At 59.4% G+C, this 23023-nt stretch carries 19 protein-coding genes; 10 read left to right on the forward strand and 9 right to left on the reverse strand.

Going from position 1 to position 23023, the window contains the following annotated elements; genetic code table 11:
* Positions 1–40 precede the first annotated feature (40 nt).
* Both G5S37_RS30350 and G5S37_RS30355 read left to right on the forward strand, forming a co-directional pair.
* Positions 41–661 carry an ACP phosphodiesterase gene (locus G5S37_RS30350; protein WP_165210235.1) on the forward strand — a complete coding sequence of 207 codons (621 nt, stop codon included), beginning with the start codon at positions 41–43 and terminating at the stop codon, positions 659–661.
* A gap of 380 nt (positions 662–1041) precedes the next feature.
* Positions 1042–2550 (forward strand): hypothetical protein, encoded by a 1509-nt coding sequence (locus G5S37_RS30355; protein ID WP_165210238.1) that lies wholly within the window; start codon positions 1042–1044, stop codon positions 2548–2550.
* 15 nt (positions 2551–2565) lie between these two features.
* On the opposite strand, the gene G5S37_RS30360 is transcribed toward G5S37_RS30355, so the two are convergent.
* The 4 genes from G5S37_RS30360 to pdhA all read right to left on the reverse strand — a co-directional run bounded on the left by G5S37_RS30360 (position 2566) and on the right by pdhA (position 7659).
* On the reverse strand, positions 2566–4524 hold the full coding sequence (locus tag G5S37_RS30360) for an ATP-binding protein (protein WP_165210241.1): 1959 nt from the start codon (positions 4522–4524) through the stop codon (positions 2566–2568).
* Between the two features lie 132 nt (positions 4525–4656).
* Entirely contained in the window at positions 4657–5649 is a 993-nt protein-coding gene (locus G5S37_RS30365) for an alpha-ketoacid dehydrogenase subunit beta (RefSeq protein ID WP_165210244.1), read from the reverse strand.
* Positions 5650–5680: 31 nt separating this feature from the next.
* Positions 5681–6499 carry a prolyl oligopeptidase family serine peptidase gene (locus tag G5S37_RS30370; protein ID WP_165210247.1) on the reverse strand — a complete coding sequence of 273 codons (819 nt, stop codon included), beginning with the start codon at positions 6497–6499 and terminating at the stop codon, positions 5681–5683.
* 83 nt (positions 6500–6582) lie between these two features.
* Complete coding sequence (gene pdhA / locus G5S37_RS30375) at positions 6583–7659, reverse strand: pyruvate dehydrogenase (acetyl-transferring) E1 component subunit alpha (protein ID WP_165210250.1); 1077 nt, start codon at positions 7657–7659, stop codon at positions 6583–6585.
* 235 nt (positions 7660–7894) lie between these two features.
* Here pdhA and G5S37_RS30380 point away from each other — a divergent pair, with 235 nt between their 5' ends.
* Together G5S37_RS30380 and G5S37_RS30385 are read left to right on the forward strand one after the other, a co-directional pair.
* On the forward strand, positions 7895–8824 hold the full coding sequence (locus tag G5S37_RS30380) for a hypothetical protein (RefSeq protein ID WP_165210253.1): 930 nt from the start codon (positions 7895–7897) through the stop codon (positions 8822–8824).
* A 360-nt stretch (positions 8825–9184) separates the two neighbouring features.
* A complete protein-coding gene (locus G5S37_RS30385) occupies positions 9185–9502 on the forward strand; it encodes a hypothetical protein (RefSeq protein ID WP_165210256.1) in 318 nt (105 codons plus the stop codon).
* A 302-nt stretch (positions 9503–9804) separates the two neighbouring features.
* Here G5S37_RS30385 and G5S37_RS30390 read toward each other — a convergent pair whose 3' ends face one another.
* From G5S37_RS30390 to G5S37_RS30400, 3 genes are all read right to left on the reverse strand, one after another.
* On the reverse strand, positions 9805–10413 hold the full coding sequence (locus G5S37_RS30390) for a L,D-transpeptidase family protein (protein ID WP_165210259.1): 609 nt from the start codon (positions 10411–10413) through the stop codon (positions 9805–9807).
* A 188-nt stretch (positions 10414–10601) separates the two neighbouring features.
* Positions 10602–12035, reverse strand: coding sequence for a two-component system sensor histidine kinase CreC (gene creC / locus G5S37_RS30395; protein ID WP_165210262.1), 1434 nt, complete (start codon positions 12033–12035; stop codon positions 10602–10604).
* Positions 12036–12048: 13 nt separating this feature from the next.
* On the reverse strand, positions 12049–14595 hold the full coding sequence (locus G5S37_RS30400; protein ID WP_206026222.1) for a M1 family aminopeptidase: 2547 nt from the start codon (positions 14593–14595) through the stop codon (positions 12049–12051).
* 381 nt (positions 14596–14976) lie between these two features.
* Between G5S37_RS30400 and G5S37_RS30405 the strand changes: the two genes are divergently transcribed.
* From G5S37_RS30405 to G5S37_RS30415, 3 genes are all read left to right on the forward strand, one after another.
* Positions 14977–16515 carry a trypsin-like peptidase domain-containing protein gene (locus tag G5S37_RS30405; RefSeq protein WP_165210266.1) on the forward strand — a complete coding sequence of 513 codons (1539 nt, stop codon included), beginning with the start codon at positions 14977–14979 and terminating at the stop codon, positions 16513–16515.
* 85 nt (positions 16516–16600) lie between these two features.
* Positions 16601–18178, forward strand: coding sequence for a S1C family serine protease (locus G5S37_RS30410; RefSeq protein WP_165210269.1), 1578 nt, complete (start codon positions 16601–16603; stop codon positions 18176–18178).
* A 112-nt stretch (positions 18179–18290) separates the two neighbouring features.
* Positions 18291–18809 (forward strand): hypothetical protein, encoded by a 519-nt coding sequence (locus tag G5S37_RS30415; protein ID WP_165210272.1) that lies wholly within the window; start codon positions 18291–18293, stop codon positions 18807–18809.
* A gap of 31 nt (positions 18810–18840) precedes the next feature.
* On the opposite strand, the gene G5S37_RS30420 is transcribed toward G5S37_RS30415, so the two are convergent.
* On the reverse strand, positions 18841–19302 hold the full coding sequence (locus G5S37_RS30420; protein ID WP_165210275.1) for a SufE family protein: 462 nt from the start codon (positions 19300–19302) through the stop codon (positions 18841–18843).
* A gap of 122 nt (positions 19303–19424) precedes the next feature.
* Positions 19425–20291 (reverse strand): sulfurtransferase, encoded by an 867-nt coding sequence (locus tag G5S37_RS30425; RefSeq protein ID WP_165210278.1) that lies wholly within the window; start codon positions 20289–20291, stop codon positions 19425–19427.
* Between the two features lie 269 nt (positions 20292–20560).
* On the opposite strand from G5S37_RS30425, the gene dinB reads away from it, so the two are divergent.
* From dinB to G5S37_RS30440, 3 genes are all read left to right on the forward strand, one after another.
* Complete coding sequence (gene dinB, locus G5S37_RS30430; RefSeq protein ID WP_165210281.1) at positions 20561–21637, forward strand: DNA polymerase IV; 1077 nt, start codon at positions 20561–20563, stop codon at positions 21635–21637.
* A gap of 82 nt (positions 21638–21719) precedes the next feature.
* Positions 21720–22130, forward strand: a complete 411-nt coding sequence (locus tag G5S37_RS30435) for a peptidoglycan-binding domain-containing protein (RefSeq protein ID WP_165210284.1) — start codon at positions 21720–21722, stop codon at positions 22128–22130.
* Between the two features lie 209 nt (positions 22131–22339).
* The gene (locus G5S37_RS30440) at positions 22340–22918 is read left to right on the forward strand and encodes a peptidoglycan-binding protein (RefSeq protein ID WP_165210287.1); all 579 of its coding nucleotides are present in this window, start codon (positions 22340–22342) and stop codon (positions 22916–22918) included.
* Positions 22919–23023 lie beyond the last annotated feature (105 nt).

Here is a 23023-nt window from a genome sequence, read left to right on the forward strand (position 1 = left end):
TCGCAGGAATTTTTCAGACCGCAATTCCAAACGTGCAAAAATGAACTGGCTGGCCCACGTGCACCTCTCTCCCCCAGATGTCGAGTTTCAGCTCGGCAATCTGCTCGCGGACGTGCTGCGCCGTGAGCCACGCGGGGTGATGGGACCCTCCTTCGAGGCCGGGCGCTGCTGCCATGCGGCGATCGACCGTTTCACGGACACGCATCCCATCGTGCACCGCAGTAAGATGCGCATCATCCCCAGCCATCGCCGCTACGCCGGGATCCTGGTGGATATGTTTTATGATCATTTCCTGGCGAAGAACTGGGAACAATTTCACGAGTCCACGCTGCGTGACTTCACGCGGCAGTTCCAAGCCGAGGCCACCAGTCGCAGGCACCAGCTTCCAGAGGATGGTGCGGATTTGATCGAGTACCTCGTGCGCGAGGATCGGCTCTACTCGTATCGCAAGCTGGATGGCATCGAGGCAGCATTGCAACGCATGTCCCTGCGGCTTACTGCACGCTGGAAGAAGACGGTACGCATGCAGGATGCGGTGGCGCCGGTTCGATTGCACGGTGAAGAAATGGAAAAAGATTTTCTCGAATTCTTCCCCGAGCTCATGGCTTATGTCGCCTCCGGTGAATGGTGGAGTGCGCGCAGTGCGCGTGATGCGGCTTAATGAAGTACGCAGTACGATGCAGGGTGTGAGTGCCTGCGTGAGGGTAGTCGCAAAGCAGCAGAGCAGCAAAGAATACAGGAAGTCGGTTCTCCTGACCGGACAGTGGTTGGCGGGTTTTCCTACCCGCCATTGCCATGATCAGATAGCCGCAAAGAAACGCAAAAAGCAAAGTGACGAGCACCGCCGCTGCTGGCCTCAACATTTTTCCCTTTGCTGCTCTGCTGCTTTCGCTGCTTTGCGTTTAACAACACGAATCGGACAAATTCATGGGATCTCCGTGCGAATCGCCCGAAGTGCATTCGACACGATGGTGCAACGCAAGGCGGGGCACGCAGGCATGCGGTGGCAACCGAACCTCTCTTTGCGAACCTCCATTACCCATGAAAACCCCTTCCCTTCCGCTGCGCGGTGTTGCCCTGAGCACCGCTGCAATGATCTGTTTCTCTGCCGGTGTCGTTATCAGCACGACACATGCACAGGAAGTTGTGCCTGCACCACCCCCGCCTGGCAACACCGTCATCGTATCGCCTCCCGGCACACCACCGCCTGTGCCTGTGCAGGTGGAGCAGGTGCCTGTGGCTCCACCGGAACCCAAGAAAAAGGGATTCTTTGGCCGCCTCTTTGGAGGAGACAAGAAGGAACGCCAACGAGCGAAAGAACAAGATACTCCCGACAACGACGATGATGGCGACACCAAGAAGGTGCCCCAAGGACAAATGGTGATCGAACAAGCACCGCCTGGAACCACCGTGGTACCGGTCCCCGCGCAGCCGCAACAGGTACAACCGATCCAAGGACAGTCCGCGACCACGACGGAGATCCGAAAAGACCCCGTGCGCAAAAGTTCCTCACAGCGGAGTTCTACGATTGTCGAAACTGATCCTCCGTCGCCACCCAAGACACGAGTGGAGCTTCCGCCTCCCACTGGTGCAGTGACGGCTGAAGAACAGACGCGGACAAGAACGCAAACACAGGTTGTCCGCCCCACCCCACCCGAGATCCGCACGGTTCCGTCCAGAGAAGCTGCCGTCTCAACGCAGAGCACCACGCAAATCCAGCGCGCTCCGACCATCCGCGAGCTTCCCGCCGGTCCTGCCACGACCGCGACGACGACGAGCCGTGTCTCCGCGACAGCGCCTGTACCTTCCGATCAAGCGCTGCTGGAAGAAGCACGCGCGAAGACCGAGATGAAGAAGGCGCTCTCGGCAGAGAAGCAACAGGAGATCGAAGTTACGCGTGAACGCGCCGTAGTGCGGCCTGAAACGCCGCCGGTCCAAACACGCAGTACGACAGCCACCGTGGAATCCATCCCGCCAAGGCCAAGTACCGCCGTGGTGGAGCAACAGCGCGTGCTGTCAGAAACCAAGGAGGAACTGGCGCGTCTGAAAGGTGAAGTAGCCAACGTGAAGCAGGAGCTTGCGACCAAATCCACTCCTCCCGTGAACCTGGACAAGGTGACCATCGCCGCCCCGAATGAGGCCGCACCCATCACGCCACCAGAACCAGCGGACGCTGCCGCCACACCACCCACTCGAGCTGCTTCCGTAGCGGGTTCCGAGGCGCCCACGGACAGGACTACAGTGAAGCCCTCCGAACCTCCGGGCGGACTTCAGCCCCCTAAGTCCCCGCCCGGCGCTGACGCTGTAACCATCGGTACCAGCGCGGCGAAGGAATCAGGTGCTTCCACCACCAAATCAACATCCATGAACGAAAACGCACCTGACTCTGCCAATGCCAATGGCAGCAGCGCGCCCACCGGTACCAAGACGGATTCACCGGACTTTGTCCGCAGTCCCTTCCCGCCGCACAACAAACTGGATGTCACCGGCATGAAGCCGGGAGCACTCGCAAAGGATCCCTCCAACGGGAAAGTGTTCCGCGTACCGTAAGGAGCAATCCCACGCCTATTGAATTTTTGCTATGCGTTCTTCAACCCTTCCCAATGCTCGTCTGTAGAGAGCAAAGTCAGCGGAGTCCGCTGCCTTGGCGTGGGCATCAAACCTATCATTTATGATTTGGCAATTCTGCTCAAATTCCCCCTTATCACCCAGAAGCTGAGCGAACAGTGCCCACTCCTTCACAATAAGCTTAACGAGATCTGTCCAGTTAAACTTAGCAATAGCATCGTCGGCAGAGACGTGCTTCAAAGACTCCCGCTGCTTTTCCGGCAAGATCGCGATGACGCGTTCTCTAAATGTTGCTAACTTTCCGCCCTGCATCGAATCAAAACGGAGAAAATTGATCGTCAATTCTCTCAGTCTTCGTTCGAGTATATTCCTGCGTTTTCCGATTGCCGCCAATTCCTCCGCCCACTCATCATACCTCGGTAAGGCCAGAGGCGTTTTCGGGTCCGCTTCTGTGGGTACCTGGGCGGGGACAGCCAATGCTTCAAAGGCAGCTGATATCATTTGGCCAGACAATGCGTTGCCTTGTGTAAGGATCCCATATCTCCTGAGGGAACGCTTTAGATTTTCCTGCACAACAGATGACTCTCCTTTGTGACATTTTGCCGCGGCATCTTCCAAGGTCGGGTGGACTCTAAACAGATGGCGCATAGCAACCTCCGCAATTGCGGATCCTTCTTCCTGAACAAACGAAGCAACGAGCGACGACGCATGCTGAATCGAGATCGGTCGGGGGCGTTCGTTAATCGGAAGATGTCGATGAATATATGAGCAACATTTTCGCGCCCAGTAAGGCATATTTGCGGTGGAACGTGCAATATGCTCAGCAATTTCAGGTTCGAACTGCAGGCCTGCAACCCTTCCGAGTTTGCGAATCATCGCAATTGTCGCTTCCAGAGCCATTGGGCTCAGATACTCTTCAGGAACAAAATGTAACGCCGCGTTCTCAGATCCTTCAATCGACTCAACGGTGAACCAAAGAGCAGATACGCCACCTAGGAGAATCGAGAGGGTCTTCTCCTGACGCGTGCATTCCTGATAGATCGCGCGGAGGTTTCTCCAGAATGGATTAAATTCAGTTCTCCAGTGCGCGTTTGTTGAGCTACCTGGCGTAATGTAGTCAATCTCGTCAAACACCAAGACCACTGGTCGCGAAAACCGGCTAAGAACTAGCTCTAACCGTTTGATAGCCGTACTTAAGCTATTCGTTGCCGTAGAAGCGCGCAAGTTCTGATAGCGTGAGTCGGCCGTGAGTAGTTCTTCTGCCGTCAACGCAATTGAATCTAATAGTTGTGCTGCCGTCAGTTGCCAGACTTCGTCCCGGGAGCAGTCTACAATCAGGCATGCGGCCTCGTAGCTCTGGCGAATCTCGCGAAGCACCCGATTGATAATAGATGTTTTGCCAACTTTTCTAACGCCCAAACAAGAACGGATTGCTCCCCGTTGTAGCTTTCGCGCCAAGTCTAAGGCTTCGTCGCGCCGACCATAAAAGTTTGCATCGTCAGATACCGGGCCCGTTACATCGAACGGATCGTGAGAATATAGTTCGTAGCATAGAGATCGCTCGAGAACTTGCGCATTTTGAAGATTTCCGCCTCCGTAAAGGGCCAGAATTGCGATCCCTTTGTCGCGTCCCCATACCTTTAACTTTGCACTTCCCTCGCTATCATTGTGAAGGACAATAGCCACCGTGGGTTCGAACCGTCCCTTGGAATTTTCAATCTGTTGCCTAAGGAATTTAATTGTTCTCTGCTGTTGGTCATTGAAAGTCGATGCAACAACAAATAACTCTCTGTCAATCGACAGAGCGGACTTCATGCGCTTTGTCGGTTTTGCCACGAGGCAACCATATACCCCCTGCTCAAACGTCACTGTAGAACGGCTCGTGACAGCAAAGAGCCCTTTGCAGGCGTACTCAAATTTTTCGACTAAAAGATTAGTTTCTTGTTGGACGTCCATTTTCGCTCCCCGTGTATAACTTGTAACAAGTAATAGCTCATGGGCCGAGCTTAGTTGCTCTCCTCAGAGCCACACGGCACCACAATCTTTCGACACTGGATAGCGGAACTAGTAAAGGAAATCTTTCAAAAACTAGCAAATGCCCAGCACCTTCGACACGATCACGTCGGGATAGGGAAGCTGGAGCTCTTCGAGCTTCGGGCTGTAGAAGGCCGGGGCGTCGAGGGAGCTGACACGCTGCACCGGAGCATCGAGATCATCGAAGCAGTGCAGGCCGATGCTGGCGGCGATCTGGGCGCTCACGGCGCAGAAGGGCTTGTTCTCATCCACACACACAGCGCGGTGGGTCTTGCGCACGGATTCGAAGATGGTGTCTTCATCCAGCGGACGAATGGTGCGGAGGTCGACCACTTCGGCGCTGATGCCATGTTCGTTCGCCAGGATCTCAGCAGCCTTGAGGCAGGTGAGCACCGCGCGGCCATGGGCGATGAGGGAGACATCCGTGCCCTCGCGCTTCACATCGGCCACGCCGAGCGGGATGAAAAGTTCACCCTCGGGCAGCTCGGAGTTTTCCGGCACTTCCCATTCTTCACCGTAGAGCTTCGTGCTCTCCATGAACATCACGGGGTCATTGTCGCGGATGGCGGCCTTCATCAGGCCCTTCGCGTCATACGCGTTGGAGGGGCACACGCACTTCATGCCCGGGAACTGGGCCATGATGTTCTCCGGCGTGTGCGAGTGGGTGGCGCCCACGTTCGTGCCGCCGTTGGCCGGGCCACGCACCACAATGGGACAGTTGATCTGGCCGCCGCTCATGTAGCGCACCATGCCGGCGTTGTTGATGATCTGGTCCCACGCGACCGTGTAGAAGCTCCAGAACATGAGCTCCATCACCGGGCGCACGCCGAGCATGGAAGCGCCCACACCCATGCCGATGAAACCGGCTTCGCTGATGGGGGTGTCGATGACACGCTTGTCGCCCCACTTGGCCCAGAGGCCCTCGGTCACCTTGTAGGCGCCGTTGTACTGCGCGACCTCTTCACCCATGAGCACGACCATGGGGTCGCGGGCAAGTTCTTCATCAAAGGCTTCGCGGAGGGCGTGGCGGTAGGAGAGTTTACGCATGGGAAAGGAGATGAACCTGGAAGAAAAATGGTCAGAGGGATAGGGATTTGAGCCACCCCAGGGCGGCCGGGATTCCTTCCTGAATCATGGAATCGTAATGCCCTCCCTGTTTGCCGATCTTCAAGGTGACGTTGGGGTTCGTCGCTTGGAGCGATCCAGAAAATGCCTTCACCACGCTGGAGGGCACGAGCGTGTCGTCCTCAACAGCGTACAGGAATGTGGGCACTTTGATTTTTGGCGCCACCGTATGTGGCGAATAGTCGGTGCAGAATTTCGTAACACCCGGGAGCAGGGACTCGAAACGTTCGAGGGTTGCCGCTCCAAACTTGGCGGGCAGATTGGTCACGGGTGCGTAGGCAATGCACGCCTTGATGCGGGGCTCCAATGCTGCCGCGACGAGAGAGACCGCGCCTGCAGAGCTGTGTCCGGCAACGATCATCTTCGAAGGATCGATCAACTTGATCCAGGACGCGTAGTCCAGCGCCGCAGCGAGATTGGTCATGCCGGCTTTCGCGGCGGAATACTTCGTATACCCATCCTTTACCATCGCGTCTGTCAGGCCCTGCCGTGGCACGGCGCCGCTCAGCTCATAGGCCACCACGATATACCCTGCGGCGGCATACGGGATGTGCTCCGCCTGGTCCCCCTCCGCGAGGCGCATGCCGAAAATGCTTCCACTCCCAGCAGGGGCGATGAAGATCGCCGGCACCGGCTTGGTGGGAACCGGATTGGGGGTGTAGAGCCAAATCTTGGGGCGATTGTCCCCCGCCGGAATCTCTGAAAAGAGTACGCCCTTCGCAATCTCCACCGACTTGGGACCCGTCTGCGCCGGGGCAGACGAAACCATCATGCAATTCCACGCAAGAGCGATCGACAGCAGTGATGGGACGAAGTTCATGAAGGATGGCGGGCGGCGATCGTCTCGCGATACTCCTAGTCGTTGAAGAACAGGCGACCGGTCTGGCCAGCTTCGGTCTGGTTGTCCACTTCCCAGTAGATGTCGTCGAAGATCTCGGAGGGATCCGGCAGCGGGCTCGCCTCGGCGAATTCCCCGGAGTCGTCCGCTTCCTTCTGGGCAGCCTGGTCGATTTCCGTGGCCTGCTGCTCGGTGAGCACCTTTTCGTTGATGAGGTGCGTGCGGAAGATGATGAGCGGATCGTGCTCGCGCTCGCGGCGCTCGATTTCCTCCTTGGTGCGGTACTTCTTGTGCATCGCATCCGCGACGGAGTGGCCGTAGTAGCGGTAGGTCAGGACTTCGAGCAGCATGGGCTTGCTCTCCTCACGGGCACGGACCATGGCCTCATTCACCCGGGCGCGGACTTCATAGATGTCCTCGCCGTTGAGCAGTTCCCACTTCATGCCGTAGCCCTCGGCGCGCTCGGCGAGGCAGCCGGGGTAGGCGCTGGAGCGCTTCTGGCTGGTACCCATGGAGTAGCCGTTGTTCTCAATGATGTAGACCACAGGAAGGTCGAAGAGCGCCGCGAGGTTCAGGCTCTCGTGGAAGGCGCCCTGGTTCACCGCGCCGTCACCGAGGAAGCAAAGGCTGCAGCCCTTGAGACCCTTGTACTTCACGCCGAAGGCGAGGCCGGCACCCAGCGGGGTCTGGCCGGCGACGATGCCGTGGCCACCCCAGTAGTTCTTGTCCGGTGCGAAGAAATGCATCGAGCCACCCTTGCCCTTGGAGCAGCCGGTCTTCTTTCCGAAGAGCTCAGCCATGCACTCGTTCATGCCCATGCCCACGGCGAGGGCATGACCATGGTCGCGGTAGGCGGTGATGATGTGGTCATTCGCCCCCATGAGGGACACGCAGCCCACGGCCACGGATTCCTGACCGTTGTACAGGTGCAGGAAGCCACCCATCTTGCCGCTGTTGTAGTGCTTCAGCGCCACCAGCTCGAAGCGGCGAATGCGGCACATGTCCCGGTAGAGCTTGATCTTCTGCTCCGGGGTCAGCGCTTTGTTCACTGGCGCATCGGCGTGTTTTACAGGGGCGGCATTCTTTGCGGACATGGGCGGGTATAAGAGGGCGGAGTGTACCGACAAAGGAAGCCTTGGCAAGGTGTGCTTTGCCCTCGGACGGTGGACTTTCCCGACCGCACAAAGTCTGCCAGTCGTGCCGGCACATGGTGAAATCCGCGAAGCCCGTTTTTTGTAGCTTCAGGACCTCCGTAAACGGCCCTTCAAATCGCGGTGAACAATCATTTAAGCATTGTAAAATAGCTCGAGCCAGGTAAAAACTGCGCCCATGCCCTCGCCCTCCCGGCATCCCAAGTTCGCCACCGTTTCGCGCTCCTTGGCAGATGCCACCATCGGCGCGCTGCTCATGCTGGCGCTGCTCTCGTGGCAGCGCATGCGGGAGGACGACGCGCTCTTCCGCCAGCTCGTGCAGGTGGCGGAGTTGAAGGCCGCGAAGATCCAGGGAGGCACCCCCTCCGACGAGACACGCGCCCTGGAAATCCTGCACACCGTCTCTGCGGAGGTGCGGGGGCGGGCAGTCTTCTTTAGCGATACGGAAGGGACTATGCCGGGCCTGTTCTGGTCCGCCGGGGACCATCTGAACCGGCCAGCTGGCGCCTCTGCCAGCTATGTGACCGTGCTGGCGAAGGCCCTGCAGACCGCCAATTTCTCCATCCGCAAGGTAGGCCTGGTGAAGAATGGCATCACCGCCTACCACCACGTGCTGGAGGCGAAGGTCAGCGGTCGCTGGGTGGTGCTGGACGCCACCTTTGACCAGCACTTCCGCCGCCCGGATGGGAAACTCGCCTGCGCGGCGGATGTCCATGCGGACTGGCTCTACTACCGCGCCCAGATCATGCCGGGCTACTATCCCGAGTACGACTACAGCGGCTTCTATTATACCAACTGGGACCGCATCCCGGGGGCCGCGACCGTGCTGGGCTGGTTCCCGGAGGCCCGCACCTGGCTGCACGACCACGGGATTTCCATTCGCTTCTGGTTCCTGAATGTCCACGCCTGGCTCCTCGGACTCGGCCTGGGCGGGGCAGCCATCCTCCTGCTGGCACGCTGGCAGGGAGTCCGGAAAAAGCGGGCTGCTGAAAAGGCACCAGCCCCCACTCCCGAGCCCCGGGAAAAGCCCAAAATGCCCGAATGGGTGCGCCAGCAGGTGCTGGAAGCCCCCCTCCCGGCAGCGTTGCCCGCTGCAAAACGAGGGTAATATCGCCCTCCCCACCCCCGTTCCCGCAGGATGAACTGCGGCGCCTCCTCGCACTTTTTAGCAGGTCGGAAGGGACTGAGTGGCAAAAAGGGCACGATTCATGCGTTGGCAGGCGTCGAAGTCCAACTTGGACAAGGCGATGCCTTATCACTTTTGCGACATCCACATGTACACCCACAAAATCCCTATTCAAAATGATGGCGGCCCTTACCTAAATGCGCTAAGCTTACGAAGTCGTCAGAATTATTGAAAAATCGGGCGCGTTTTTGTCTGTGCTTGCACGGGAGATTTCTCCAACCAAAGACGTGTTCACCCCGCCTGGAGCGATGTTTTTGAGTACACCATCTTGACATCAACACCATGGCCAAAACCATCAGGATCGTCATCGAAGGAACCATCGAGTTGCCCGACGCAGCTGAAGTCATCAGTTTCCGTGACGAGGGCGGCTTGGAAAGCGATCACATCAAATTCAAGGGCCACATCATCCGTCCGAACATTGGATGGCTGGAGTACTTCAACCAGGCGATGATGCGGAAGAAGTACCCCAACCAGGGAGCTGACATGGGCTGGGAAAGCATCAGCAATGACATGCACAACAAGTTCTTCCTCTGTCTCGACGAGGAGTGGAACATGGAGGAACTGAAGGAGGAAGAGGCGGACGAAGGCGAACGGGAGTAGTCCGGTGCGACAGTGAGCGGTGGGACGGTACGACGGTAGTCGCCTGATTCCGGTGGTCTATCTCTCACGACTGCAACATCAACAGGCAGGCGTCCGCTGTGCGTCTCTGCCTCCTCTGCATCGAGACGTACCAAGCTCTCGCAGCCAGTACGTTCTTTTTCCTCTGCGTCCTTTGCCTCTCTGCCCCTTTGCGGTTAACCCGAAACAGCCCACGACGCGGCAACCTCGACAGCCATTCGCTGAAAGCACTGCCAACCGACAGCGCACCCACTGACAGACACGCCACCTAGCGTCCCACTGTCCTATCGCACCACCTTCACGGGCATGCCCACGTAGGAGTTCTCATAGAACTTGGGCACCACATTGCGGTCCATGCGAATGCAGCCGTGGCTGGCGGGATAGCCGGGCAGGAACCCTTCGTGCATGCCTACGCCATCCCAGGTGATGCGCATGAAATAGTGCATGGGCGCAGGAACATAGCGGGTGCCGGGAGGGCGGGGCGTCTTGGGCGTAGCGTCGGCATTCACCGTCTTGCCGTTGCTGTCCTCAATGATGCCGTACGAGGAAGATGCATGGTCGATGTCCTTCTCCAGGATCTTGTAATCGCCGGCGGGTGTGGCGCGGTTTTCCACACCCGAAGAAATGGCCCCCACACCAATGACATGGCCGCCACGGTAGAATTCCGCCACCTGGCGGCGCAGGTCCACCACGATGTACCCGGGGCCGCTGGTGCCGTCATCATCCCAGTAGGAGGTGTGTTCCGCCACGCCAAGGGACTGCGGCGAGTGCGGCACGGCGCTGCCGAGACCAGCCAGGTAGTCCGCACCCGCATTTTCCTGGGGCCTGGAAGCACACGAAGCCAGAAGAAATGCGCCGAGCGCACCGAGGAGAAGGGAGGATTTGCGGATCATGACGAGCGGAAAAATCAGTGGCGTGCGCAGAGGGGGACTGCAAGCACGGATTTGTGGCGTGAATGGTACGACTTCGGATTGAGAGCAGAAACATATCCACAGTCGATCGCAGATCCCTTCTTGCGCCCCGACTTGAGTCGCCTGCCCTTCCATCTCCTCTGTGTTGAAATTCACGACCCCAACAACCCTCACGCAGGAATGCTGAACACTGCCCGCGCGCCCTTGCCACCATCGCGATTCTCCAGCTCCACGGTTCCCTGATGCAAGGCCGCCGCTTCCTTCACGAAACACAATCCAAGACCGCTGCTCTTCTTTCCATTGTGAGGCCGCGGCAGGGAGTAGAAGCGCTCGAACACGCGGCCCTTCGCATAGTCCGGCAAGCCCGGCCCCTCGTCCTCCACGACGAAACATGCGCGATCATCCACCGTCTTAAGCCCGATGGAAACGACCCCGCCCTCAGGTGAAAAATCGACAGCGTTCTGCGCAAGATTCGTGAAGGCGAGCTGCAGCAGGAAGGCATCCCCACGCACCTGCACGCCATCCTGCACCCAGCAGTCGAGCTTGAGTCCACGCTGGGCCAGTGGCGCGGTGAAGTGGTCACACACTTCGCGGGCGATGGCGCTGAGATCCACTTTCGCCGGCTCATCGAGGGCTTTTTTGTTCTCCAATGAGGCAAGTGAAAGGAGTCGCTCCAGCAGATCCTGCAAGCGAAGAGATTCCACCTGGATGTTGCGGAGGAAGCGCACCCGCTGCGCGCCCGGCATGGTTTCCTCCTGCATGAGTTCCGCGGCGCCGCGAATCGCGGCCACCGGGCTCTTCAGCTCATGCGTGAGCGTTTGCACATAGTGCTCCACACTTTCGCGATTTTCGAGGGAGTCGCGCATCTTTTCGAAGGCGGTGCCCAGGGTCTTCATCTCCACACCGTGCAACTTCGGCACGGGTGGACGCTCCCCACGCGTGATGGACTCCGCATAGTCCGTGAGTCGGCGGATGGGACGTGTGGTCCAACGCGCCAGCAGGAAGGACCCCAGCACCATGCACAGCACCAGGGAGCCGATGGTGCGGATGAGCCATGCCTTTGTCTCATCCCTGAACTTGAAGCTACTCCTCTGGGGCTTTGCCACGGCCACCACTCCCACGATAAGCCCCTTCGAATAGATCGGCGCGGCCACATACATGATGGAGGAGTTGGGATCGCGCTCATCATCGCGCGTGGAGCGTGCGCCATACCTGCCGGTGAGGGTGAGATTCACATCGCGTTTCGAAATGATGGTACCGATGTGTTCCGGATGCAGGGAGTCGTACAGCACCTTGCCCTGCGCATCCGTGACATACACGTCCATGTTCACCTGGGTCTTGGTGTGCGAATAGATCTTCGCCTCGAAGATGCGTATGTGCACTGCCTCCATCGCCTTCCGCAGTGGCTCCGTGTCGATCTTGCGGTCCCAGTTGATGTCGCGTGCCAGCACCTCCGCCATCACGTTCGCCATGTCGACCATGGGTTCCTCCGCAGCCTCCAAGTACTGGCGCTCCACACGATCCAGCACCTGATCCATCATCAGCCAGAAGCCGATGCCTGCGATCATGGCAAAGCCGAAGAGGAGACGGGAGGTGAGGGACATGACAGCGCTCCTCCTACTTCGCCGGCATCCTCTCGAGCTGGCGCTGCAGGTCCTCGGACTTCTTCTGCAGTTCCTGGAGTTTACTCCACACGTCCTTCAACTCCTGCGGACCGGCCTGCGCGGCTTCAAGCGCGGTGATGGACTTCTCCGCGGCTTCGCGCACGGGATCCTTGAAGGGCTTGCTCGTGGCGGCCAATGGCGCGAGCCAGGCAAGGCCACGCGGATCACGCAGCAGTCCGAGTGACTTCGCCGCCGCTACACGCAAAGATTCACGTGGGTCGTTGAGGTGCTCCGTGAGGTAGTTCAGCACGGCGGTGCGCTGGGGATTTTTCTCATCGCGCGCCAGGAAACCGAGGGACTCCATGGCAGCAGCGCGATCCCAGGTGCCAAAATCGAGTGGCGTCTTCTGCAAACGTGCGAGGATGGCCGGCACCGCGCTGGCGTCATCCTGCGCACGGAAGGTGCCGATGGCTGCCATGGCCACCTGATTCCAGTAGGTCTCGGATTCCAGATGCTTCATCAGTGCCGCGGTGATCGCGGCATCGCCGGGGCGCTGGCTCCAGGTCTTGATGATCTCCGCGAGGATTTCGGGATTCTTCTCAATCGCGGCCTGCTTCATCAGCGCTTCCCACGCTTCCGGGTGCGGGAATGCAGTGAGAGCCTCCACCACTTCCACACGCACGCGGGCATCTGGCTGCGCGAGGCTCTTGGCGAGGTACGCACGCGCTTCAGGCGTGTTCATCTTCCTGAGCGCCTTCGCCGCCTCACTGCGTACGCCATGGAAGGCGTCCTTGTTCAGCACCTCCGCGAGTTGTGCGGCGCTCTCCGCGTTCTTCTTCCCACCGAGGGCCTGCACCGCGAGCATGCGGCCGATGACATCCCCCTGCAGTTGCCGCTTCAGCATGTCCGGTGGCGGATTGAAGCTCATCTTTGCCAGCACGGTGTAGTCTGGATCCACGCGCACCAGTTCCGGGGCGGAAGGCAGCGGGAAGGAGAAGCTCTCCTCGGCCTTGCTCACGGTCACGCTGAAGTCGCGCGGCTTGGCCTCACCCTTCACCCAGAAGCGCACCGGCAGATCGAAATGGAAGAGCAGCACCTCGGGGGTCACCTTCTGCGTCTGCTTCACATTCAGCTTCGCCTGCTTCGTCCCGGCATCCCATGAATAGTCGACATCCAGATCCGGCACGCCACCGTGGTAGAGCCACTGGTCGGCGAACTGATCAAAGGACAAGCCGGACACCTCTTCGAGCACATCCATGAGGTCATCCGTGGTCGCCACGGTGCCCCGTTGCTTTTCCAGGTACCTGCGGATGGCCTTGCGATAGAGATCCGGGCCGAGGCGCGCGCGGATCATATGCAGGATCCACGCACCCTTCGGATACACGCGCTGGTCGAACTGCTCCATGGGGTCCTTGTAGTCACGCCACACGGTAGGACGATTGTCCTCCTTCTCCATCACGCGGCGGGCTTCGCGCCAGAGGGAGTAGAGCATGGCATCACGGCCTGATTTCGCCTCTTCATAGAGCACGGTGTAATAACTGGCGAAGCCCTCATTCAGCCAGAGGTGCGACCAGTCGCGGCAGGTCACCAGATCGCCGAACCACTGGTGCGCCGTCTCATGCGCATCCAGCCGGTGCAGGGTATTGAGCTGCTCCGTCTCATCGCGGAAGAGCATATTGGCCGTGTTGAAGGTGCAGCTCGTGTTCTCCATGCCGCCGGCCACGAAGTCGAGGCAATACACCTGGGCATACTTGTCCCAAGGGAAGGGCACGCCGGTCTCGTCCTGGTAGAACTCGATGATCTTCTTGGTGTCGCGGAAGGCACCGGCAGCTTGATCCTTCTCCGAGGGCGGCACATAGAGCGTGAGCGGCAGCTCGCCGACCTTGTCTTCGAGCTTGTGGAAGTAACCCGCGGCGAGTGCCACGAGGTAGTTCACATGCGGCTTGTCCTGCCGCCAGTGCCAGGACTGCAGGCCACCCGCGTCCTTCGTTTGGGACACCAGCACGCCATTCGAAATCACACTCATGCCCTCCGGCACGTGGCAGATCACTTCGCTGGTGAAGCGCTCGTTCGGATAATCATAGCAGGGAAACCAGAAACGGTGCAGCTCGGCCTCGCCCTGGGTCCACACTTGCGTGTCGCCGGGCTTGTAACCCATCTCCGGCGTGCGGAAGTACAGACCGCGCTCCGGCTGCGCGCGATACGTGATATTCACCGAGGCCTGCACATCCGGCGCAATGGCATCCTTGAAGTGGATGACCAGCTTGTCATCCGTAACCTCGTGACTGGCGAGCGTCGCGCCCTGCACGGCCACCTTCTCCACGACCAGGCCGACGGCATCCAGCTCCAGCTCCGACAGCGGCTTGGCGATGGGATGGAAAATCAGCGTGGCCGTGCCGCGCACAGTGCGCTTCGCGAAATCTGGCGTCACGTCGAGCTGGAGATGTTGCACATCCACATGGCGGTCGCGGGCATACTTGCGGCCCGGTTTCTCACCTACAGGAGCCGGCAGAAGACGCGTGTGCGCCTGAGTGTGGTCCTGCCCACATCGGCAGATCATCTCCTCCTTTCCCAAGGCGATATGCGACAGAGTGCAGCACGTCAGGACGGCCAGAGCGAGGAAACGCGACATGGGCCGCATGCTAGCGGGAGGCATCGACGGGGGCAAGGAACAGTCTGTGGCGCCATGCCAGCTCCCGGGAAAACCGTGCCGACAGTCATAAGAGGATGAAAAACATCAAATTCCCGACAACGGATCGGCCCGTAAAGATACCAAGATCAGGCTCGTCTCGCCGGATTCGGGAATGCCAGCCCAGATTGAGATTGCCCAACCGAACGGAAGGACGTCTCATGGTCACTATTCATGCCCGAGCCGGGAAAATCTTGCGTCTTCCTTGAGCAAGACGACCGTTTTGCGCGTTCTTCTTTCCTCCAAATGCCTATGTCCAAGTCCCTGCTCCTGCCGGCGTTGCTGTTGACGGCGCTCCACCTGCCCCTGATGGGCGAAGGTACCAAACAAGAACAAGCCCCTCCAGCTGCCACGACCGAAGAGACTCAGGCGGTTGCGAAGAATGCCCCGGCCGGGACCGACCCTTTCGAGGGCATCGTGCGCATCGAGGCAGAATTCCTGCTCCCTGACTACCGCACGCCCTGGCAGGCCGGCCGCCCCACCAGCGGAAACGGCACAGGCTGGCTCGTGGGGAAGAACAAGTTCATCACCAACGCCCACGTGGTGAGCAACAGCACCAAGATCTTCATCCGCACCACGGATGACCCGAAACCCTACGAGGCGAAGATCGTCCACATCGCCCATGACTGCGACCTGGCCATGCTCGAACCGCTCGATACGAAGCGCTTCGCCGACCTGAAGCCGCTCAAGCTGGATGATGTGCCGAAACTCGATACCGAGGTCATCGCGGTGGGTTATCCCATCGGAGGCGACCGGGTGAGCGTGACACGCGGTGTGGTCTCCCGCATCGACTTCCAGAGCTACTCACACAGCGGCATCGACCAGCATCTGGCCATCCAGGTGGATGCGGCGATCAACCCCGGCAACAGCGGTGGCCCGGTCCTGCAAGGCGGCAAGGTCGTGGGCGTGGCCTTCCAGGGCTACAGCGGCGCCGTGGCCCAGAATGTGGGCTACATGATCCCTGTGCCGGTCATCAACCGCTTCCTCAAGGACATTGAAGACGGAAGCTACGACCACTACATGGATCTGGCGATCACGGATTTCCCGATTGAGAACCCTGCCCAAATCAAGGCGCTCGGCCTGGAAGACAACGGCGTGGGCGTGATGGTGGCGAATGTCGACAGCGCCAGCTGCGCAGGTGACCTTCTCAAAGTGGGCGATGTGCTCATGGCCATCGACGGCAGCCCCGTTTACAACAACGGCCTCATCCGCCTGGACGGCGAGATGGTGGACATGAATGAAGTCGTGGAGCGCAAGTTCGCCGGCGACAAGATCAAGATCGACATCCTCCGTGGAGGCAAGCCCCAGACGGTGGAGCTGGAACTGAAGCGCTACCTCCCCTACCTCATGCTGGGTGAGCAGTATGTCCAGCGCCCCACCTACGTGCTCTACGCGGGCATGCTCTTCCAGCCGATGACGCGCAACCTGATGGAAGCGCATAACATCCGTGACCCGCTCGTAAACTACTGGTTCGACAACTACGTGACCAAGGAACTCTTCAAGGAGCGCCCCGAAGTCGTCGTCCTCACCGCCATCCTGCCCGATGAGGTCAACAGCTACCTGCAAGGGTACCAGCACAGCATCGTGGACGAGATCAACGGCGTGAAGATCAAGAACCTCAAGGACGTGGCCGAAGCGCTGAAGCACAAGGAAGGCGACGGCAAGTTCGTGGTGGTGAAGCTGCTTGAGAAGAACCGCCCTCTCGTGCTCCGCCGCGACCTCGCGGACGCTGCCCAGCCGATCATCCTGCAGAAGTACGGCGTGGATAAGGACAGCTACCTCGGGGACTGATCTGTCAGACCCATTCATCCCAAGCTGCTCCACTCACCGAGTACGAGTTTTTGTTCCCAAGATTTCCCTTTTGCTTCCCATGGTTATGAATCCCTTTCGTGTAACTCTTGCCGCGCTGCTGGTGCTGGCCGCACCGGTGCTCGCGCAAGCGCAAAGCCGCCCGCAACAACAAGGACAAGGTCGCGGCGGTGAAAAGAGCGCCCTCAGCGAGGAGCCCGTGGCCGTGGTGGCCATGCCCATCGTCGAAGCGGCGGGCAAGAATACCTCCCTGCTGCGTGTGAACGTGACGTACCAGGCCTGGAACTTCCGGGTGCCGTGGCAGAAGACCTCCCCCGGCACGCGCCGCGGCCTCGGCGTGCTGATGGAGAAGAATCAGATCCTCGTCACCGCGCAGATCGTGGCGGACGCGACCTACATCGAGCTTGAGCAGGCCGACACCGGCCAGAAGCTCACTGCCAAGGTGAAGGCCGTGGACTACGATGCGAACCTCGCCGTGCTTGAGCCTGCCTCGGATCCGAAGGAATTCTTCTCGGCCCTCAAACCGCTGGCCATTGAGACCAGCGGTCGCATTGGTGACAAGCTCCAGGTCTGGCAGCTTGGTCGCGTGGGTGACCTCATCATCACCCCGCTGGAGATCAACAAGGTGCTCACCTCCCGCTACGTGCTCGATACGAGCCATTTCCTCGTGTACGAGACGATCGGCATCATCCGCAGCGAGTCGAACAGCTTCACCCTTCCGGTCATCAAGAACGGCAAACTCGCCGGCCTGCTGCTGCGCTACAACTCGCGCGACCAGACCGCGACGGTGCTCCCCGGACCCATCATCGCACACTTCCTGAAGGACATCGCTTCCGGCGATTACAAGGGCTTCCCGAGCCTCGGCGTCGAGTACCAGCAGACGCTGGATGAGCAGTTCCGCGAATACCTTGGCATGACCAAGGACCAGCAGGGCGTGTACATCGGCGAGGTCGCCAAGGGCGGCAGCGCGGAGAGCCTGGGCATGAAGAAGGGCGACATCCTCATGGAGATGAATGGATACAAGGTCGACGCCCGCGGTGACTACAAGGATCCCGTCTTCGGTCCCGTGAACCTGAGCCATCTCGTGCGTGGCAACAGCTACGTGGGTGACAAGGTCTCCGTGAAGGTGCTGCGTGATGGCAAGGAACAGACCCTCTCCGGCAAGCTCACCCGCAAGAATCCGAAGGACTATGTGGTGTGGCCCTACCTCTTCGACCGCGGCGCAAACTTCCTCGTGATGGGCGGCCTTGTGTTCCAGGAACTCTCCATCCCGTACCTCCAATCCTTCGGTGAAAACTGGGAAACCAGCGGCCCCCTTCGCCTCGTGCACATCGCGAGCCATGCGGATGAGTATGAGAAGATGGGCAAGAAGAAGATCATCTTCCTCTCCGGCGCCCTTCCCACCCGCAGCACCCAGGGCTACGGCCGCATCGGTGGCAGCATCGTGAGCAAGGTGAATGGCAAGGAAATCAATGACCTCAGCGATCTCGACAAGGCCTTCAAGGAGCCGCAGAACCTGCTGCACACCATCGAGCTCGAAGACTTCCCCAAGATCATCTATCTCGACGCCATTGCCGCGGAATCGGACAACCTGAAGCTCATGGACGTGCCCTACCGTGTGGGGACGCTGAAGCGGATTGAGTAGTTAGGTTCGATTGCGAACGACACAGACAGATACAGATGCCATTCATGAAAACGGGAGCAGCGATGCTCCCGTTTTTTGTTGGGAAATGCCGTCCTTCCGATAACCTAGTCCCATGCCTCGGCCTATTAAGATCGTCCTGCTGATAGCAATTCTGGTCCTGATATCAGCTGTGGGTTGGTATGTCGTGCCAAGATGGACGCAGCGCGACCCGCTCACGATACGGGTACTGGAGTTCAAGCGGGTCAGCGCAGATAGGGTCGCGGTGAAATACGAAGTGGAGAACACATCGCCATATGACGTGCTAGGCATGGTTTTTCTGGAGTTCCACGGTGCCCACCTCGCAGGTCGTTTCGACGAGCTCAGTTATCTGGTAGAAGACCACTTCTGGGAAGGAAAGGTCCTCCAGCCGGGCTTTCGCAAGACGATTGATACTGAATTCTCCCTGGCTGATTCTGATGCGAGCAGCCCACAGTACTTTCTATATGCCTGGGATCCCATGCCAGCTCATCTGCTGCGCAAGATGATACCAGCCTATCGGAAGAACATGGACAAAGGGTCCCTGCGCGTACGGATTGGGTCGGATGGACCATTTGTCCTCACGGACAAGGATGTGTCGCGGGCGCAACCGTGAGCCTCAATGGGTGCAGCCCTCGTCCCGTTTCCTATGCCGCCTCAGCCGCCGCCGCACGCCGGCGATCCATGAACATCTTCACCGCCGTCTTCATGCGGCTCAGTACATAATAGACGGTCTGGCTGCGCAGGCGCACCAGCTCGGCGCCGATGATGCGCGGCACGAAATCCGCCGGCACTTCGAGCACATCCTGCAGCTTCGCGCCATTCAAGCCACGACACAGGATGCTGGTCATGGCTTTCGTCAGTGTCTGCACCTTGGGCCCGAGGCTCACGGCGAAGTGCGCGCGGTCACCTTCATCCACGCGCAGGAAGATGCCGACGGTATCCGTGCACTCTTCGTCCTTGCGCACGTCTTCGAGATCAAAACTCTCCCCCTCCTTGGGCCCGCACTTCGCGGCGCCATCGGACATCACGATCAGGTTCTCCCGCCGCTCCTGTTCAGGAAGGTGTTCGAAGAGATCGATAAGGTCGTGGAGCGGCTCGGGATACATGAGACTAAGTTAAGAATTAGAAGTGAGGGGTTATGAGTGAATACGTCTGGAATCAAGGGGGAAAGCACCGGTCAAAGTGCTGCCCCATAACTCCCAACCAATAACCCCTGACCCATCACTCTTCACGCCCCCTTCTCAATCGGACTGCGCACCATGTTGCCCCATTCGGTCCAGGAGCCGTCATAGTTGCGCACGAGGGGGAAGCCCAGAAGGTACTTGAGCACAAACCAGGTGTGGCTGCTGCGCTCGCCGATGCGGCAGTAGGCGATGATGTCGTCCTCGTGCTTGAGGCCGAGCTCGCCACTGTAGATGCCTTCGAGTTCCTCGCGGGTCTTGAAGGTGGCATCCGGTGCGGCGGCGCGGGCCCAGGGGCAGCTCTTGGCCGTGGGGATGTGACCGCCACGCAGCACGCCTTCCTGCGGATACTCCGGCATGTGGGTGACTTCCCCGCTGAATTCCTTCGGGCTGCGCACGTCCACGAGCGGCTTCTTCGCCTTCATGTGCTCCAGCGTCTGCTGGAAGTAGGCACGATGGGCGGCGTCGTTGCGCTCGGCAGGCACGGGATACTGGGTCTCCGCGAACTTCGGCACTTCACGCGTGAGGGGACGACCTTCCGCCTCCCACTTGGCGCGACCGCCATCGACGAGCTTCATCTTCTTGTGACCGAAGAGGGTGAAGACCCACAGCGCATAGCAGGACCACCAGTTCGACTTGTCACCGTAAAAGACCACGGTGGTGTCCGGCGTGATGCCGTTGCGGCGGCAGAGCTGGGCGAAGTGCTCCGTGTCCACATAGTCGCGCACGACCTGATCATTCAGGTCACGGCGCCAGTCGATGTGCACGGCTCCCGGAATGTGGCCGGTGTCATAGAGCAGCACGTCTTCATTGCTCTCCACGATGCGGATGTCCGGGTCATTCAAATGGGCGGCGAGCCATTCCGTATCCACGAGCACATCGGGATTGGCGTAGGCGGAAAATTTTGGATTCATGGCGTGTTCAGTTGGGTTGGGAGAGCCAAGGTTGGGTGGTCAACATGCGTTATGCACTCGCGAAAGCAAGGCGCGTGAGCAGTACAGATATTCATGAAGCTCATGCACACACGTGAGCCGGGCGACTCCATCCTTTCACGGAGATACGCGCCGCGATTCCACATGAGCCGCCGGGCTTTGTCCCCCTCTTGATTCCACCGATTCGCGCTTGCAGTCGCAGATGGTCTCTCGTTACTGTTCTGGAGAACACCCGCAACTCCCCCACTCCCATGCCGCGTGTCATTTTCCATGTCGATATGGACGCCTTCTTCGCGTCGATCGAGCAGCGGGATCATCCGGAGTACCTGGGCAAGCCGGTGATCGTGGGCTCGCCGCCGGATCGACGTGGCGTGGTGTGCGCAGCAAGCTATGAGGCACGCCAGTTCAAGGTGCGCTCCGCCATGCCTTCGCGGACCGCCGGCCGGCTCTGCCCGCACGGCATCTTCGTACGGCCACGCATGGAGGTTTATCGGGCCGAGTCCCAGGAGATCATGAAAATCCTCCGCGCGGTGACACCCAAGGTGGAACGCGTCTCCGTGGACGAGGCCTACCTGGAAGTAGCCGAGCTCCCCGAAGGTACAGACACCGACACCGCACTGGAAGCCGCAGTGCCGGTGGCACGCGAGATCAAGCGCCGCATCCAGGAGGAGCGCCATCTCAGCGCCAGTGTCGGCATCGCCTCGAACAAATTTCTTGCGAAGCTCGGCAGCGATTTCCAGAAACCAAACGGTCTCACGCTGATCCGGGAGAAGGACAAGGTGGCCTTCCTGCGGCCACTCTCCGTGCGTTCCATCCATGGCGTAGGCCCCGTCACAGCACAAAGCCTGACGGATCGCGGTCTGCACACCATTGGCGATATCCAGGACACGGAGATGGATCTCTCCCCGATGGTAGGATCATGGGCGGAGACCTTGAAACACCGTGCCATGGGCATCGATGATCGCCCCGTGGATCTCAGCGAGGATCGCAAGAGCATCAGCGCAGAGAACACCTTCCTCGATGATACGGACGATCGTCCCACCTTGCGTGCTGCACTGAAGGAACTTGCTGCAGACGTGGCTGAGACACTGGAAAAGCACGCGCTCGCCGCACTGACCGTGCAGGTGAAGGTGCGCTACAGCGACTTCTCCACGCTCACGCGGCAGGTGCGTCTGACCGATCCCATTGCAAATACCGCGGACATCTATCGGCTCGCATGCCATCTGCTGGCGCGACATCAGTTGGTGACCAAGCCACTGCGGCTTATCGGCATCGGGGTTTCTACTTTGGTACCACCGATGCGTGAGCAGCTTCTGCTTTCGATCTGAACAAATCAGGGCAGTCTGCAAGCACAACCATGGCGGTGTGGGAGCCCGATCCCTTTGGGTTAACCACAAACCCCAAACCACCATGAAAAATCCATTCTCCAAACTGAACCGATGGTGCATCGCTGCTGGATTGAGTGCCACCTGTCTCGCAGCGCCGTTTACTGCGTCCGCGGAACCGAACATCGGTGACATTCTGAAGGAGCAGGCGCGCCGCGAGTTGAACAAGGAGTACGATCGCAAGAATGATCGCGATCGTGATCGTGATTTTGACCGCGATCATTCTCGTGACCGTCGGAACTCCGATGATCGCTATCGAGATTCCACAGACGCCGCGGTGCAGCGTGCGCTTTCCCGTCGTGGCTACTATGACGGCCCCGCCGATGGCAGCCTGGGCTCCAGCAGCCGCCGCGCCATCTCACGCTACCAGCGGGACAATGGCCTGCAGGTGACCGGAACGGTGACCCCGGGCCTCCTGCGCGCGCTACGAATCTAGGCTGATGCACCAGCAAGCATCCACATTTGCACCATGATATGGTGTGATGCAGTAAAATATGCAGCCCTCCTTCCCACCGGGAAGGAGGGCTGTGTGTTTTTGAGCGCCGCCACACTCATTGCAAAAAGTCGCATGGGGTTTGAAGACGCAACCGGGTCGCCCCGTCAAAGCGATTCGTTAGGCAACCCGAATCAAATCAACCCCCCGTTATGAAAATCACCTCATCAAACCTCAGCCGCTTTTTGACTACTGCCACCATGGTAGGCGTCGCCTGCCTGGCACTGCCGGCGACATCGAAGGCTGACCCGTTCGACTTTCTGAAGAAGAAGCAGAAGAAGATCGAGGATAAGTTCGACCGCGATCGCCACGATCATGATCATGATCACGATGACCACCATCATCATGGCGACCGTGATCGGGATGACCGCTACCGTCGCTACACCGCTGCTCCCCGCTCGAGCTTTGTGATCACCTTTGGCAGCGGCTATGCTGGCCAGGGCTACTACTACGGTCCTGCCAATGCGCCGTACTACTACCAGACTCCCGGTGTCGTGTACTACCGCAGCCGTGAGGCCGTGCCACGCCAGTACTACCCACGTGATTGGCAGGTGGACTCCACCGACATGAAGGTGCAGCGCGCCCTGGCCCGCCGTGGTTATTACAATGGCCCCATCGACGGCAGCCTCGGCCCCGGCAGCCGCAATGCCATCGCGCGCTATCAGCGCGAGCGCGGCCTGCCCGTCACCGGTTCGGTGACTTCCAGCCTGCTGCGTTCGCTGGGCATCTGAATCTGAATTTCTCCTGCTTGGTAGAGCAGATCTGAAAACCCAAAGGGCCTCCCTCACCACGAGGGAGGCCCGTTTCATTTATTTGAATAGGGCGAAATATTCAAA

This window comes from Roseimicrobium sp. ORNL1 (genome assembly GCF_011044495.1).
Lineage (GTDB): Bacteria > Verrucomicrobiota > Verrucomicrobiia > Verrucomicrobiales > Verrucomicrobiaceae > Roseimicrobium.

Coding starts and splice junctions, on each gene's coding strand:
- G5S37_RS30365 (WP_165210244.1), bottom strand. CDS start 5,649: ATGCGTAAACTCTCCTACCGCCACGCCCTCCGCGAAGCCTTTGATGAA.
- G5S37_RS30415 (WP_165210272.1), top strand. CDS start 18,291: ATGCCTCGGCCTATTAAGATCGTCCTGCTGATAGCAATTCTGGTCCTG.
- G5S37_RS30425 (WP_165210278.1), bottom strand. CDS start 20,291: ATGAATCCAAAATTTTCCGCCTACGCCAATCCCGATGTGCTCGTGGAT.
- dinB (WP_165210281.1), top strand. CDS start 20,561: ATGCCGCGTGTCATTTTCCATGTCGATATGGACGCCTTCTTCGCGTCG.
- G5S37_RS30360 (WP_165210241.1), bottom strand. CDS start 4,524: ATGGACGTCCAACAAGAAACTAATCTTTTAGTCGAAAAATTTGAGTAC.
- G5S37_RS30380 (WP_165210253.1), top strand. CDS start 7,895: ATGCCCTCGCCCTCCCGGCATCCCAAGTTCGCCACCGTTTCGCGCTCC.
- G5S37_RS30400 (WP_206026222.1), bottom strand. CDS start 14,595: ATGATCTGCCGATGTGGGCAGGACCACACTCAGGCGCACACGCGTCTT.
- G5S37_RS30355 (WP_165210238.1), top strand. CDS start 1,042: ATGAAAACCCCTTCCCTTCCGCTGCGCGGTGTTGCCCTGAGCACCGCT.
- G5S37_RS30385 (WP_165210256.1), top strand. CDS start 9,185: ATGGCCAAAACCATCAGGATCGTCATCGAAGGAACCATCGAGTTGCCC.
- pdhA (WP_165210250.1), bottom strand. CDS start 7,659: ATGTCCGCAAAGAATGCCGCCCCTGTAAAACACGCCGATGCGCCAGTG.
- G5S37_RS30350 (WP_165210235.1), top strand. CDS start 41: ATGAACTGGCTGGCCCACGTGCACCTCTCTCCCCCAGATGTCGAGTTT.
- G5S37_RS30410 (WP_165210269.1), top strand. CDS start 16,601: ATGAATCCCTTTCGTGTAACTCTTGCCGCGCTGCTGGTGCTGGCCGCA.
- G5S37_RS30420 (WP_165210275.1), bottom strand. CDS start 19,302: ATGTATCCCGAGCCGCTCCACGACCTTATCGATCTCTTCGAACACCTT.
- G5S37_RS30405 (WP_165210266.1), top strand. CDS start 14,977: ATGTCCAAGTCCCTGCTCCTGCCGGCGTTGCTGTTGACGGCGCTCCAC.
- G5S37_RS30370 (WP_165210247.1), bottom strand. CDS start 6,499: ATGATGGTTTCGTCTGCCCCGGCGCAGACGGGTCCCAAGTCGGTGGAG.
- creC (WP_165210262.1), bottom strand. CDS start 12,035: ATGTCCCTCACCTCCCGTCTCCTCTTCGGCTTTGCCATGATCGCAGGC.
- G5S37_RS30390 (WP_165210259.1), bottom strand. CDS start 10,413: ATGATCCGCAAATCCTCCCTTCTCCTCGGTGCGCTCGGCGCATTTCTT.
- G5S37_RS30440 (WP_165210287.1), top strand. CDS start 22,340: ATGAAAATCACCTCATCAAACCTCAGCCGCTTTTTGACTACTGCCACC.
- G5S37_RS30435 (WP_165210284.1), top strand. CDS start 21,720: ATGAAAAATCCATTCTCCAAACTGAACCGATGGTGCATCGCTGCTGGA.